The following is a 13454-nucleotide window of genomic DNA, read 5'->3' on the forward strand; positions in this document are numbered from 1 at the left end:
CCGGTTCGCATACATGCTCCCCTCCTGATTCAGGAGGATATCCAAGTGACAACAACACCGTTGCGGGCCAGCAGCTCGTGGAAGGTCGCCGACATCGTCGTCGCCTCGGTGATCGCCGTGGCTTCGGGCGTGGTGTTCTGGGGCTGGAACGCCGGTTACGGCTTCATTTCCCTGGCCTTTGTGGCCTTCCCGCCGGCTAGCGCCTTCGTGGCCGGGATGTGGCTCTTCCCGGCAGTGCTCGGGGCCCTGATCATCCGCAAGCCCGGCGCCGCCCTGTACTGTGAACTGCTGGCCGCGGTGATCTCCGCGCTGCTGGGCTCGCAGTGGGGCATCACCGTGCTGGTTTCCGGCATTGTCCAGGGGCTGGGCGCCGAGGTGGTGTTCGCGCTCTTCCGCTACCGGGTGTGGAGCCTTGGGGTGGCGATGCTGGCGGGGCTGGGCGCCGGACTGTTCGGTGCGCTAAGCGAGGCCTACCTGATGGCCTACTATGCGGAATACACCGCGGGCATGAAGCTTTTCCACGTGGCGGCGATGAGCCTCTCCGGCTTGGTGATTGCCGGCATCCTGTCCTACTTCGCCACCCGCGCGCTGGCGGCCACCGGGGCGCTTTCCGCGCTGCCCAGCCGCAGGGCGAACCGTGAACCGGTCTTTGGGCGGGCGAAGCAATGACCGCCGGCATCACGAACCACGCCGCGCTGCCCCAGCTGGAATCCGGTGCCCTGTCCGTGAGCGCGCGCGGGTTCGGCTGGAAGCACGCCGACCGGCAGCAACCGGCCCTGCACGCCCTGGATTTGGAGGTTCCGGCCGGGCAGCGGGTGCTGCTGCTGGGACCCAGCGGCGCGGGCAAATCCACGCTGCTGCACGCCATGGCCGGGGTCCTGGACGTTTCCGAGCTGGCCGGGTGTACCGGGCAGCTGCTGGTGGGGGAGCAGGACGCGTTCGGGCCGCGCCAGGGTGTGGGCCTGATGCAGCAGGACCCGGAAACCCAGATCGTGCAGGCCCGGGTGGAAGACGACGTGGCCTTCGGGGCGGAAAACCTCGGGGTGGACCCGCAGGAGATTTCCCGGCGCATTCCCCTGGCACTGGAGGCGGTCGGGTTGGGCCAGCTGGCGCCGGAACATCCCACCCAGCAGCTGTCCGGGGGACAGAAGCAGCGCCTGGCCCTGGCCGGGATCCTGGCCATGCGCCCGGGGCTGATGCTGCTGGATGAACCCACCGCCAACATTGACCCGGAGGGCGCGTTGGGGGTACGCGACGCGGTGCTCAACGCCGCCGAGCGCACGGCAGCGACCCTGATCGTGGTCGAGCACCGGGTGGAGACCTGGGTGGAACACGTGGACCGGGTGCTGGTGCTGGAGCCCGGCGGCGGGATCAGTCATGACGTGGCCCCGCAGGCGCTGCTGAGCGACCAGCCGCTGCGCCGGGAGCTGGCCGAGGCCGGGATCTGGGTGCCCGGCTACGTCCCGCACACCCGTACCCCACGCACCAGCCCGGGCAGTGAACTGCTGCGGGCCAGCGAGCTGCAGGCCAGGCGTTCAAAGAAGGCCCCGTTGACCGCGGCGGTGGACCTGGAACTGCCCGCCGGCGGCGCACTGGTGATCCGCGGCGCGAACGGGGTGGGCAAGTCGACCCTGGCGCTGACCCTGGGCGGGCTGCTGGAGCCGGCCAGCGGCTGGCTGCACGCCACTGAACTGTTGGCCGGTGAGGCGGGGGACAAGCCGTTCCTCTGGCGGGCCGGGCAGCTGGTGGCCCGCATCGGCACGGTCTTCCAGGAACCCGAACACCAGTTTGTCACCCAGAGCGTTGCCGACGAGCTGGCCTACGGGCCGCGCCGGGCGAAGGGGGAACGGGATGGGCAGGACGGCACCGGGCTTGATGAACAGCAGATCGCCGAACGCACCGCCGCGCTGCTGACCCGGCTGCGGTTGGACCACCTGGCCGAGGCGAACCCGTACACGCTCTCGGGCGGGGAGAAGCGCCGGCTCTCGGTGGCCACGGTGTTGGCCGCCAGCCCGGACGTGCTGATCCTGGATGAGCCGACCTTCGGGCAGGACGCGAACACCTGGCGGGAGGTGGCCGAGCTGCTCATCGAGGTGATCGAGCAGGGCACCGCCGTGATCGCGGTGACCCATGACGGGCACTTCGCCCGGGCGTTGGGCGCCCGGGAACTTGAGCTGCAGGCCCCCGCCCCGCGGGCCGAGGCCTCCGGACCGGACCCGCTGCTGGGATCCGCGGTGGGCGACAGCTGGCTGGCCCGGCGCAACCCGCTGGCGAAGCTGGCGGCGATCGTGGCCACCACCATCCCGCTGGTGGCCACCATTGACTGGGTCTCGGGCCTGGTGGTGATCACCGCGACCCTGCTGATGCTGCCGCTGGCGCGGCTGAGCATCCCACGTTTCCTGCTGCGCGCCTGGCCGCTGCTGCTGGCCGGGCTGACCGCCGCCTGGGGGATCAGCCTGGTCGGGGAGGACTCCGGGGCGCTGCTGCTGGACCTGGGGGTCTTCACCATCACCGAGGGCTCCCTGGCCGGCGGCATCGCCACCGGCATGCGCGCCATGGCGATGGCCGTGCCGATGGTGCTGCTGCTGAGCACCACCAACCCCTCCGACCTGGGCTCGGCCCTGTCCCAGCAGCTGCGCGTGCCGCACCGCTTCGTGCTCGGGGCGCTGGCCGGAATGCGGCTGCTGGGCCTGCTGGTGGAGGAGTTCACCACCTTGACCCTGGCCCGCCGGGCGCGCGGGGTGGGGAACTTCGGGTCCCCGGCCCAGCGCCTGCGCGCGAACCTGGGGCAGGTGCTGGCCCTGCTGGTGCAGGCGATCCGACGGGCCGGGCGACTGGCCATCACCATGGAAGCCAAGGGCTTCGGCGCCGGGCGGCGCAGCTGGCTGCGCACCCCGGACTTCGGGGGGCGTGACGTGCTGGTGATCGGTGCCGGGCTCGCGGTGGGGGCGCTGGCGGTGGCCGCTGCCGTGCTGGCCGGGACCTGGAGCCTGGTCTGGGGATAGCGCACCAAGAACGGGGGGAGCAGTCCATGGACTGCTCCCCCCGTTTTTGCGTGCTCGGTTAGGCCAGGTGATCGGCCAGTTCGCTCAGCTCCGCGTGCAGTTCGGCGTCGAAGCGCAGCGGCTTGGCGTCCAGCGAATTCACCGGGGTGAGCAGGCGCACCGAGGAAACCAGCCACAGTACGTCGGCCTGGTAGAGGTCCTCGGGACGCAGCGGACCATACCCCAACTCCCAGCCGGCCTCCGCGGCGGCAGCGAAGATCGCCGCCTGGGTGGTGCCCGGCAGGATCCCGGTTTCCAGCAGCGGGGTGAGCAGGCGCTTGGTCTGCCCATCTCGCTGGGCCATCAGCACGGTGGAGGTCGGGCCCTCCAGCACCGCACCGTCGGAGGAGGTGAAGATGACATCATGGGCACCGTGGGCCCGCGCATAGCGCAGGGCCGCCATGTTCACCGCGTAGGACAGCGTCTTGGCTCCCATCAGCAGCCAGGGCGCGCGTTCGGCGATTTTCGAATCATAGCCGCGATCCAGCAGCAGCACGTCCACACCCGAATCCCGCTGGGCCTGGCCCAGCGTCGGGGCCGGGGTGACGGTCACCCAGCACAGGGCCGGGTCGCTGTCCGCGTCCCCGCGGGCGGCCACCAGCTTCACCACGGCCTCATCGGCCCCGCCGGTGGCATCAAAGTCCGCGATGGCGGTATCAATGGCCGCACGCCACTGGATCTCGTCGGGGATCTCCAGGTCGCACAGCTGGGCCGAGGACTGCAGGCGGGCCAGGTGCGCGTCGATCTTGCGCACGCTCTGGTGCTTGTAGAGCATCGATTCGAAGATACCGTCACCACGGGAAACACCCTGGGCGGTCACGGGCAGTTGCGGCGCGTAAATGTCCGCCAGTCGACCGGCCGGATAGGACGGATCGAGGAAAACCAATGAACTCATAGGTACTAGATTATCGAATCCCGCCGGTGCTTCGGATAACTCGCCGCAACCGACACCGCCTTGAACCGGGGAATTGGGTAGTCTAGCGATAGGTAAAACGCACGATGACCGCGGGAAAGACGCCCCGGTGGAAAGCACGAGGGCAGGAGTTGGCCGCATGATGCTAGGTGAGAACTTCCTGCGGGAACTGGGCCCGACGGTCTGGGCGCTGGCGGTGACCTTCGACATCGTGGTGCGTATCGTGATGATCGGAGTGGTTCCGGGCAACCGCCGGCCCACCACCGCCATGGCCTGGCTGCTGGCGATCTTCTTCATCCCGGTCGTGGGGCTGATCCTCTACCTGCTCTTTGCCAACCCGCGCCTCTCCCGCCGGCGCCTGGAGAAGCAGCGCCGCGCCAATGAGGCAATTCTGCAAGCCACCTCGCACATGGATTCGCCGGTCGAATTCCACAGTGATGAGGAATGGATTGAGTCCGCCGCGGTGCTCAACCGCACCCTGGGGGCGCTGCCGCTGGAGGGCGGGAACGAGGTGGAGGTGATCTCCGATTACCGTGCCTCGCTGGAGGCGATGCGCCAGGAGATCGACAAGGCCACGACATTCGTGCACATCCAGTTCTACATCATGGGCGATGACCCGGACTTCGTCGGCCCGGTCCTGGATTCCCTGGAGGCCGCGGTCAAGCGCGGGGTGGTGGTGCGCCTGCTGTTTGACCACCTGGGCACCGCCCGGGTGGCCGGGTACGGGCAGCTGAAGCGGCGGCTGAAGGATTCGGGCATCGAATGGAAGCGGATGCTGCCGGTGGCCCCGTTCCGGCGCCGCTGGCGCCGCCCGGATCTGCGCAATCACCGCAAGATCCTGGTGGTGGACGGGGAAGTGGCCTTCACCGGCAGCCAAAACCTGATCGAGCCGGGCTACAAGCGGCTCAGCTCGCACAAGGTGGGGCGCGAATGGGTGGAGCTGATGATCCAGGTGCGCGGCCCGCTGGTGCGTTCCCTGGACGTGGTCTTCGCCACCGACTGGTGGCAGGAGGCCGACACCGATGACGTGCTGCAGGACCTGACCGACGCCCGCTACCCGTTGCCGGCCAGCGATGTGCCGGGGGAGACCGTGGGACAGGTGGTGCCCAGCGGGCCGGGGTATGAGGATGAGAACAACCTGCGCCTGTTCAACACGCTGATCTATTCGGCCTCCGAACGCCTGAAGATCACCAGCCCCTATTTTGTGCCCGATGATTCAATGCTCTACGCCATCACCACCGCGGCGCAGCGCGGCATTGAGGTGGATTTGTTCGTATGCGAGTCCGGGGACCAGTTCCTGGTGCACCACGCCCAGCAGTCCTATTACCAGGTGCTGCTGGAGGCCGGGGTGCGCATCTACCTGTACCCGGCCCCGATGGTGCTGCACGCCAAGTGCTTCACCGTCGATGACGAGGTCGCGGTCGTGGGATCCTCGAATATGGACATGCGCTCCTTCAGCCTGAACATGGAGATCTCGGTCATGCTGCTCGGCGCGCAGACGGTGGACCAGGTCAACCAGGTGCAGGCCCACTACCGCAGCATCTCCAAGGAACTGACCCTGGAGGAGTGGGAGAAGCGTCCGCGGCTGCAGCGCTGGGTGGACAACGCCGCCCGGCTGACCGCCACCCTGCAGTAGGAGCGGCACCGCCCTAGTAGGGGAAGCGCGCCCCCAGGGCGCTGAGCACGCCCACCGATTTGGTGCGCACCTCATCCCATTCCTCCTGCGGATCCGAGTCCGCGGTAATCGCCCCGCCCAACCCCAGACTCAGCTGCCAGGACCCGTCCCCAAGCCGGTCGCAGACCAGGGTGCGGATCACCACCGCCAGGTCGGCGCCGCCATCTGCGCCCAGGTAGCCCACCGCCCCGGAGTACAGTCCCCGCGCCCGGTTTTCCTCCAGCCGGTCCAGGATGTGCATGGTCGACAGTTTTGGTGCCCCGGTCATGGACCCGGGCGGGAAGGCCTCGCGCAGCGCCGCGGCGGCCAGCGCCGGTTCTCGCAGCTGCGCGTCGATGGTGGAGACCATCTGGTGCACTGTGGCGTAGCTTTCGATGGCGCACAAGCGGGTGACCGACAGCGTGCCGGGCACCGCATGGTGGGACAGGTCGTTGCGCAGCAGGTCCACGATCATGATGTTCTCGGCCCGGTCCTTGGGATGGGAGGCCAAATCCTCACGCAGCGCCGCATCGCTGGAGGGATCCTGACCGCGCGGACGGGTGCCCTTGATCGGTTCGGCGCGCAGCTTGCCGGTGCCCGAGATGCTCACGAAGCGTTCCGGGGAGATGCTGGCCACCTCCAGGGAGCCCAGGCGCAGGTAGTGCGCAAACGGGGCCGGGGAGGATTCACGCAACCGGCTATACGCCTCGAAGGCGGAGAAATGCTCCACGGTGGTGTGCAGTTCGGTGGTCAGGCACACCTCATAGCTGTTGCCCTGCCAGATTTCGTGCTGCGCCCGGCGCACCTTGTCCCGGTACTGCTCGGGGGTGTCGCGGCAGCTGAACACCGGCACCGGCAGCGGCCCGGGTTCCCGCACCTTGAGCTGCAGCCGCTGCAGACGGGCCAGGGTCGGCTCCAGCAGGTGGCCTGGGGCGCGCACGGTCAGCCGGGCGCGCAGGTGATCAACAATCAGCACGGTGTCCGGTTCAAAGAACTGCGCGTCCGGGCGCAGCGAACCATCGGGCAGCCGGGCCGCCACATCCGCCGCACCCACTTCGCGCTTGAGCTCATAGCCCAGGTAGCCCACCCATTGCGGGTCCGGGGCCGGCGGCTCTGCCGCGGGGGCAGGCTCCGCCCCCGGCCCGGTCTCCGAGGGCCAGATCCCGCCCAGGGCGGCAAAGAACTCGGGGCCCAGCCGGAGCATCGCGTTGCCCGAACGCAGCTCGGTGCCCTGCACGGTGGCCGAAAGCAGCGCTGCCTCCGGTTCCTGGGCCAGGGCCAGCACCGTATAGCGGTTGCGGCCCAACGGGTCCTGTAGCCGGTGGCTGGTGGATTCCAGCAGTGCCGCCTGCCGGCAGCGCTCGGCCAGCGACTCAAAGACGGCGGCCACATCCCGGGGCACCGGCAGCTCACGCTCATGGCGCACCGCGGCCCGCAGCCAGGTGGCGGGCAGCTTGACCCGTACCCGGGCGGGTAGGAACCGCGCCAGCCGGCGCAGCTGGTGCAGGGCAGCATCCTCGTCGGGGGCATCGGAGCGCAGGTGCACGTTGGCAGTGGCTGCCGGGTCTGCGGCGCTGAGGTACTCCTGCTCCTGATCGGCCCACCGCGCCCAGTGCCGGGCGAAGACCTCCCCGTCGCGGCGCAGCGCGCGTTCCCGGCGTACCGTGGCCCCGGCCTGCAGCCAGATGCCCAGGTCAATCTCCGGTACCGCTTCGGCGCACAGGGCCCCCACCCCTTCGACGAGCACAATCTCGCTGGGGGTGAAGTGGATGTCTTCGGCCGCCGGGGCGTTGGCCTGCCAGTCCCAGCGCGGCCAGCTCACCGGCTGGCCCGCGCGGATCCGGCGCAGCAGGACGGCATAGTGCGTGCAGGTTTCCTGCAGCGAATCCCAGCCGTAGTACAGGTCCTCCAGGTGCAGGATGGAAACCCGTTCGGGTCCCCAGGCCGCGGCCAGGGCCGCAGCCAGTGAGCTCTTGCCCGCCCCGGAGCGCCCGTCCAGGGCGATAATCAGTGGTTTAACGGTTTCCACGGGAGGCGGTGTTGCTCCGAACGTAGTCAACCAGCGCCGGCAGGCTGGCGGCAATCATCTTCCAGGTTTCACGAAAGTCCGCGGCGTCCCCGTACCAGGGGTCATAGATGCCCTGCGCGTCGTGGGGCTGTGCGGCGGATTGCGGGTCAAAGGAACGCAGCATCCGCAGCTGCGGACGCCGTTCCTGGGAGATGTTCGACAAATCCGGGACCAGCGCCTCAAAATGGTCGGTGTCCAGCGCCAGGATCAGGTCCACCGACCCCAGTTCCTCGGCCGTGAGCTGGCTGGCCACATGTCCCTCACCGCTCAGGCCGTGGGAACGCAGCGTCGCTTCGGCGCGCTGGTCAATGGGGTTGCCGATCTCCCCGTCGGTCACGGCGCGGGAGAACACCTCGACGTCGCCGATCCCCGCGTCCTCCAGGGCGTTCTTGAGCATGAATTCGGCCATGGGCGAGCGGCAGATGTTGCCCGTGCACACCGTCATTATCCGGAACATGAGACAAGTCTAGGGTGAATTGGCCAACACATTCGAGGGTGACGCCCCGATGCGCGCGCAACGAATCGACAACAATTCACTAGCGCGCCAGCACCAGCAGCACCGCAACGAAGATGAACAGCGTGCCAAAGACAATGTTCTGGATTCGCGCGCCGCGCACGGTGGCCGTAAATCGTTGGAAGGTGCGGGCCATGGCGGCGAAGAACAGGAACATCACCAGCACATCCACCAGGACAATGGTGGCCATGAACACCAGGTACTGGGGCAGCTGGGGCGCATCGGGCCGGATGAACTGCGGGGTCAGCGCCAGGAAAAACACGATCGCCTTGGGATTGAGCAGATTCACCAGCAGGCCTTGACGCACCATGTACAGCCGCCCGGCAGGCGCTGAGTCCTGCAGCTGTTCCGGTTGCGGACGAGCCAGCAGCATGCGCACCCCGAGGTAGACCAGGTAGCCGGCACCGGCATAGCGGATGACCTCAAAGAGCACCGGAGAACGGCTGACCAGCAGCCCCACCCCGGCCGCCACGATGGCCACGTGGATCAGCAGGGCCAGCTGTTGGCCGATGATGCCCCACAGCGAGCGGCGCCAGCCCACCCGAATCGAGTTGCTCATGGTGTTGATGGCCCCGGCGCCCGGGGTGAAGCTGATGACCACCGCGGCACCCAGTAGGGAGAACCAGAGGGGAAGAGTCACCGAAACAGCATAATCGCCGGAGCGACTAGGCGCGTTTTCGTGTGGGGATTTGTGACGCGGTAGCCTCGCGCACCTCGTCCACCCCGGCGGTGGCCTCGCGCAGGAATTGGGTGATCAGTTCGACCTGCTCGCTGGGATATCCCTGGATGACCTGGTGCAGCTTGCGGGCCAGCGGGGCGAACATTTCCTGCCCGCTGGATTGGGCGAGCTCGGTCATGGCGATGCGGATCACCCGCCGGTCGGCATCGGTGCGCCGGCGCTCAATGTAGCCCAGCCGCTCCAGCCGGTCGAGCATGGCGGTCGTGGCCGGTGCGCTCAGCTGTAGCTCCCGGGACAGATCCCGGGGTGAGGGCAGCGACCCGGCGCGCTGGTAGCGCATGATCACGCCCAGCGCGTTCATGTCGGTGCGGTGCGAGCTGTGGGCGCTGGCGGTGGACTCCACGTAGCGGTCCGAGGCCTGGGCGAACTGCTGCAGCTGCAGGACGAGTTCATAGGAGGGGGTGGGGTCCATAGGCACATTCTATAACCAATGATATAGTTCGATGATGGAATTAGTTTGACCCCTACGGCACACGCCCCGCGCACAGGGCGCGGCGCGGCCTCGACCCGAAGGAAACCGGCCATGGCATCCTCGACAACCGGCGCACCACCTGCAAACGGCAAACCCAAAAACGGACTGCGCGCCCTGCTGGCCGCGGTGCTGGTCATTATCTGGCTGGCCGTCGCCGGCATCGGCGGGCCGACCTTTGGCAAGCTGTCCGACGTGCAAAGCAACGACCAGGCCGCATTCCTGCCGGCCAGCGCGGAGGCCACCCGGGCCCTGGAATGGCAGGAGAAGTTCCGCACCAGTGACGCCATCCCGGCCGTGGTGGTCGTGGCCAACCAGGACGGGCTGGACGCCAAGGAGGGCGCGGCCCTGGCCGATGAGCTGAAGTCCTTTGAATACCTCGACGGGGAGGTGACCGGGCCGTTCCTGGCCGAGGACGGCAAGGCGGTGGAACTGCTGGTGCCGATCTCCAGTGAGGTCAAGGCCGATAACGGGGTGGAGAGCCTGCGGGCGCTGCTCAACGAGCACCTGCCCAAGGGCGCCGAGGGCTACGTCACCGGCCCGGCCGGGTTCAATGCCGACCTGATCGAGGCGTTCGGCGGGATCGACGGCGTGCTGCTGGGCGTGGCGCTCAGCGCGGTGCTGGTGATCCTGCTGCTGGTCTATCGGTCCGTGCTGCTGCCCTTCATCGTGCTGCTGACCGCCATGGTCGCCCTGTGCGCGGCGATTGTGGTGGTCTACTACATGGCCGACGCCGGCTGGATTCGGCTGGATGGTCAGTCCCAGGGCATCCTCTCCATCCTGGTGATCGGCGCGGCCACCGACTACTCGCTGCTGCTGGTGGCGCGGCACAAGGAAGCGCTGAGCCAGGGCCAGTCGCGCTGGCAGGCGGTGGCCACCGCCTGGCGCGGCTGCCTGGAACCGATCATCGCCTCCGGCGGTACAGTGACCGTGGGCCTGCTGTGCCTGCTGTTCTCCGACCTGAACTCCAACAAGGCGCTGGGGCCGATCGCCGCCAGCGGCATCATCTTCTCCATCATTGCCGCCCTCAGCTTCCTGCCCGCGGCCCTGGGCCTGCTGGGCCGGGCCGCCTACTGGCCCTTCGCCCCCAAGCCGGCCGGCCACGCCCAGCACGCCAAGACCAGCGGCGGACTATGGGCGCGCATCGCTTCCTTCGTTGACCGGCACAGCCGCATTGTGTGGATCGTGACCAGCGTGGTGCTGCTGGCCGGCGCGTTGGGCATGACCCAGCTCCAGGCCAGCGGGGTGCCGCAAAGTGACCTGGTCACCTCCCAGTCCGAGGCCCGTGACGGCCAGGAGGTGCTCGGCCGGCACTTCCCGGGCGGCAGCGGCTCCCCGGCGGTGGCCATCGTGGACGAAGCCGATGCCGAGGCCATCCTGAAGGATGTGAGCGCCCTGGACGGCGTGGATTCGGCCTACCTGCAGGCCGAGGACGGCGGCCCGGCCATGGCCGAGCGCGGCGCCGAGCCGCAGGTGGTTGAGGGCCGCTCCCTGATCTCCATCACCCTGGCCGACGCGGCGGACTCCGATCAGGCCAAGGACACCGTGCAGCTGGTGCGCGACACCGTGCACCAGCAGGACCCGGACGGGCTGGTTGGCGGCACCACCGCCACCCAGATGGACACGAACGCGACCGCCACCGCGGACCTGTTCAAGATCATCCCGCTGATCCTGGCCGCGATCCTGGTGATCCTGATGCTGCTGCTGCGCTCGATCATCGCCCCGGTGCTGCTGATCCTCACCACGGTGCTCTCCTACGGCACGGCCATGGGCGTCAGCGCCCTGGTGTTCAACCACGTGTTCAACTTCTCCGGGGCCGACCCGGCGGTGCCGCTGTTCGGCTTTGTGTTCCTGGTGGCCCTGGGCGTGGACTACAACATCTTCCTGATGACCCGAGTGCGTGAAGAGGCCCTGCACCACGGCACCCTGGAGGGCGTGCGCCGCGGACTGACCGTGACCGGCGGGGTGATCACCTCCGCCGGAGTGGTGCTGGCCGCCACCTTCGCAGCACTGGGGGTCATCCCGATCATGTTCCTGGCCCAGCTGGGCTTCATCGTGGCCTTCGGCGTGCTGCTGGACACCCTGGTGGTGCGTTCCCTGCTCGTCCCGGCGCTGGTCCACGAGTTCGGGCGCGTCATCTGGTGGCCCAGCCGGCTGCGCCACGGGGCGAAGTAGGCGCCCGGCTTCCGGGGCCGACGTGGTACACATCTCGGTCCTGGAAGCCGGTGGTATGCCGTAGACCACGGTCTGGGCGAGGCGGCGCTGGTAGGATTGAGCGTTGTGCGCCCCTGGCGGCCGGCCCCGGAAATCGTCCGGGTTGCCCTGCGCGGCGCATGCGTCGATTGATTAGATTTCCCACTGGTCCCGGGGCGAATCCGCCCGCGCGGCCACGCGTCGTGAACCCGGCCCTCCGCCGGCTTTGCACCTCGCGGCTGCGGACTTTCTCCTGCTTTCGGCGATCCCGTGCGCCGCACAGGCGGCGCATCAGCGAGTTCTAGAGAAAGTTCGTCTCATGACAGCATCCTTCAGCGCCCTTGGTGTGCCCCAGAACCTGGTTTCGGTCCTGCAGCAGCAGGGCATCGACTCCCCGTTCCCGATCCAGGAAGCCACCCTGCCCTCCACCCTGGCCGGTGGGGACGTGCTGGGCCGCGGACAGACCGGTTCGGGCAAGACCCTGGCCTTCTCCCTGCCGGTGGTGGCCCGCCTGGCCGCCCAGCCGCGCCGCCGCCGCGCGCGTTTCCCGCGCGCCCTGATCATGGCCCCCACCCGCGAGCTGGCCACCCAGATTTCCAAGACCATTGACCCGCTGGCCGCCGCCGCCGGGCTGCGCACCACCGTCATCTACGGAGGGGTCGCCCAGTCGCGCCAGGAAAAGGCCATGAATGAGGGCGTGGACATTGTCATCGCCTGCCCCGGACGCCTTGATGACCTGATGGGGCAGAAGATCGTGGACCTGTCCGAGGTCGAGGTCTCGGTGCTCGACGAGGCCGACCACATGGCCGACATGGGTTTCCTGCCGGTGGTGCGCCGCATCCTGGACCGCACCCCGCAGGGCATCCAGCACCTGCTGTTCTCCGCCACCCTGGACAACGGGGTGGACAAGGTGGTCAAGCGCTACCTGCACAACCCCACCGTGCATTCGGTCGATGCGCCGAAGGCCGCCGTGAACACCATGGAGCACCGCGTCTTCGTGGTGGATCCGGAGGAAAAGAAGGAGACGGTGCGTACCCTGGCCAGCGGTGTGGGCCGGCGCATCATGTTCATGCGCACCAAGCACCACGCCAAGAAGATGGCGCTGTGGCTTTCCAAGGCCGGCATCCCGGCCGTGGACCTGCACGGCAACCTGAGCCAGAACGCCCGTGACCGCAACCTGGCCGCGTTCTCCGACGGCTCGGCCAAGGTGCTGGTGGCCACCGACGTCGCCGCCCGCGGCGTGCACGTGGACGGGGTGGAGCTGGTGGTGCACATTGACCCGCCGGCAGAGCACAAGGCCTACCTGCACCGCTCGGGACGCACCGCCCGTGCCGGCTCCGACGGCACCGTGGTCACCATCGCCACCACCGACCAGCAGGGGGATGTGGCCCAGCTGCTCAAGCAGGCCGGACTGAAGGTTCCCTTTGAGAAGGTGGACCGCAATTCGCCGGCCGTGGCCGAGGTCGTTGGGGAAGTGGCCGAACTGGTGGCCTACGAGGCGCCGGTGAAGCAGCAGCCCAAGCGCCAGAGCCCCAAGACGGCGCAGGGCGCCCGCGGCGGCAACCGCCGCGGCAAGACCGAGTCCTCCCGCGCCTCGGGCACCCGCCGCTCCGGCGCCGGACGCCCCGAAGCCGGTGCGAACCGTGAGAAGTCCGCACCCAAGGACGGCGGGCGCAACCGCAACACCCGCGGGGCCAGCGAATCCCGCCCGGCCGCCGGGGCGAACCGCAGTCGCTCACGTCGTCCCCGTCGCGCCACCAGCCCGGCCACTAATTCCCGGTAGTTCACCGGCCGCACGCGCCAGGTCCAGATGGGTCCGGCGCAGCGCACAACTGAAGATCCACGGCTGGGACCACAGCC

Annotated in this window: 10 protein-coding genes; 5 read left to right on the top strand and 5 right to left on the bottom strand. The window is 68.6% G+C overall.

Annotated elements, in window-relative coordinates; genetic code table 11:
- The first annotated feature begins 45 nt into the window (after positions 1-45).
- Complete coding sequence (locus tag FDN03_RS10550) at positions 46-669, top strand: ECF transporter S component (protein WP_138176746.1); 624 nt, start codon at positions 46-48, stop codon at positions 667-669.
- Positions 666-3005 carry an ATP-binding cassette domain-containing protein gene (locus FDN03_RS17025; protein ID WP_138176749.1) on the top strand — a complete coding sequence of 780 codons (2340 nt, stop codon included), beginning with the start codon at positions 666-668 and terminating at the stop codon, positions 3003-3005. The genes FDN03_RS10550 and FDN03_RS17025 overlap by 4 nt, the downstream gene beginning before the upstream one ends.
- Positions 3006-3063: 58 nt before the next feature.
- Here FDN03_RS17025 and FDN03_RS10560 read toward each other — a convergent pair whose 3' ends face one another.
- On the bottom strand, positions 3064-3939 hold the full coding sequence (locus FDN03_RS10560; protein WP_138176752.1) for an aminodeoxychorismate lyase: 876 nt from the start codon (positions 3937-3939) through the stop codon (positions 3064-3066).
- A 157-nt stretch (positions 3940-4096) separates the two neighbouring features.
- On the opposite strand from FDN03_RS10560, the gene cls reads away from it, so the two are divergent.
- A complete protein-coding gene (gene cls / locus FDN03_RS10565) occupies positions 4097-5593 on the top strand; it encodes a cardiolipin synthase (protein ID WP_249354505.1) in 1497 nt (498 codons plus the stop codon).
- A 13-nt stretch (positions 5594-5606) separates the two neighbouring features.
- Here the strand turns inward: cls and FDN03_RS10570 are convergent, their stop codons facing one another.
- From FDN03_RS10570 to FDN03_RS10585, 4 genes are all read right to left on the bottom strand, one after another.
- Positions 5607-7640, bottom strand: coding sequence for a chorismate-binding protein (locus FDN03_RS10570; protein WP_138176755.1), 2034 nt, complete (start codon positions 7638-7640; stop codon positions 5607-5609).
- Positions 7627-8136, bottom strand: coding sequence for a low molecular weight protein-tyrosine-phosphatase (locus FDN03_RS10575; RefSeq protein ID WP_138176758.1), 510 nt, complete (start codon positions 8134-8136; stop codon positions 7627-7629). Before FDN03_RS10575 ends, FDN03_RS10570 begins: the two co-directional genes overlap by 14 nt.
- A gap of 79 nt (positions 8137-8215) precedes the next feature.
- Positions 8216-8833, bottom strand: a complete 618-nt coding sequence (locus tag FDN03_RS10580; protein WP_138176761.1) for a LysE family transporter — start codon at positions 8831-8833, stop codon at positions 8216-8218.
- Between the two features lie 25 nt (positions 8834-8858).
- Complete coding sequence (locus FDN03_RS10585; RefSeq protein WP_138176764.1) at positions 8859-9344, bottom strand: MarR family transcriptional regulator; 486 nt, start codon at positions 9342-9344, stop codon at positions 8859-8861.
- Between the two features lie 111 nt (positions 9345-9455).
- Between FDN03_RS10585 and FDN03_RS10590 the strand changes: the two genes are divergently transcribed.
- Positions 9456-11576 carry an MMPL family transporter gene (locus tag FDN03_RS10590; protein WP_138176767.1) on the top strand — a complete coding sequence of 707 codons (2121 nt, stop codon included), beginning with the start codon at positions 9456-9458 and terminating at the stop codon, positions 11574-11576.
- Positions 11577-11913: 337 nt separating this feature from the next.
- Positions 11914-13377: a DEAD/DEAH box helicase gene (locus tag FDN03_RS10595; protein ID WP_138176770.1), complete on the top strand. Its 1464-nt coding sequence runs from the start codon at positions 11914-11916 to the stop codon at positions 13375-13377.
- Positions 13378-13454: the final 77 nt, after the last annotated feature.

This window comes from Glutamicibacter sp. V16R2B1, assembly GCF_005774635.1.
In the GTDB taxonomy this organism is placed as follows: domain Bacteria; phylum Actinomycetota; class Actinomycetes; order Actinomycetales; family Micrococcaceae; genus Glutamicibacter; species Glutamicibacter creatinolyticus.

Coding starts and splice junctions, on each gene's coding strand:
- FDN03_RS17025 (WP_138176749.1), top strand. CDS start 666: ATGACCGCCGGCATCACGAACCACGCCGCGCTGCCCCAGCTGGAATCC.
- FDN03_RS10560 (WP_138176752.1), bottom strand. CDS start 3,939: ATGAGTTCATTGGTTTTCCTCGATCCGTCCTATCCGGCCGGTCGACTG.
- cls (WP_249354505.1), top strand. CDS start 4,097: ATGATGCTAGGTGAGAACTTCCTGCGGGAACTGGGCCCGACGGTCTGG.
- FDN03_RS10575 (WP_138176758.1), bottom strand. CDS start 8,136: ATGTTCCGGATAATGACGGTGTGCACGGGCAACATCTGCCGCTCGCCC.
- FDN03_RS10585 (WP_138176764.1), bottom strand. CDS start 9,344: ATGGACCCCACCCCCTCCTATGAACTCGTCCTGCAGCTGCAGCAGTTC.
- FDN03_RS10590 (WP_138176767.1), top strand. CDS start 9,456: ATGGCATCCTCGACAACCGGCGCACCACCTGCAAACGGCAAACCCAAA.
- FDN03_RS10595 (WP_138176770.1), top strand. CDS start 11,914: ATGACAGCATCCTTCAGCGCCCTTGGTGTGCCCCAGAACCTGGTTTCG.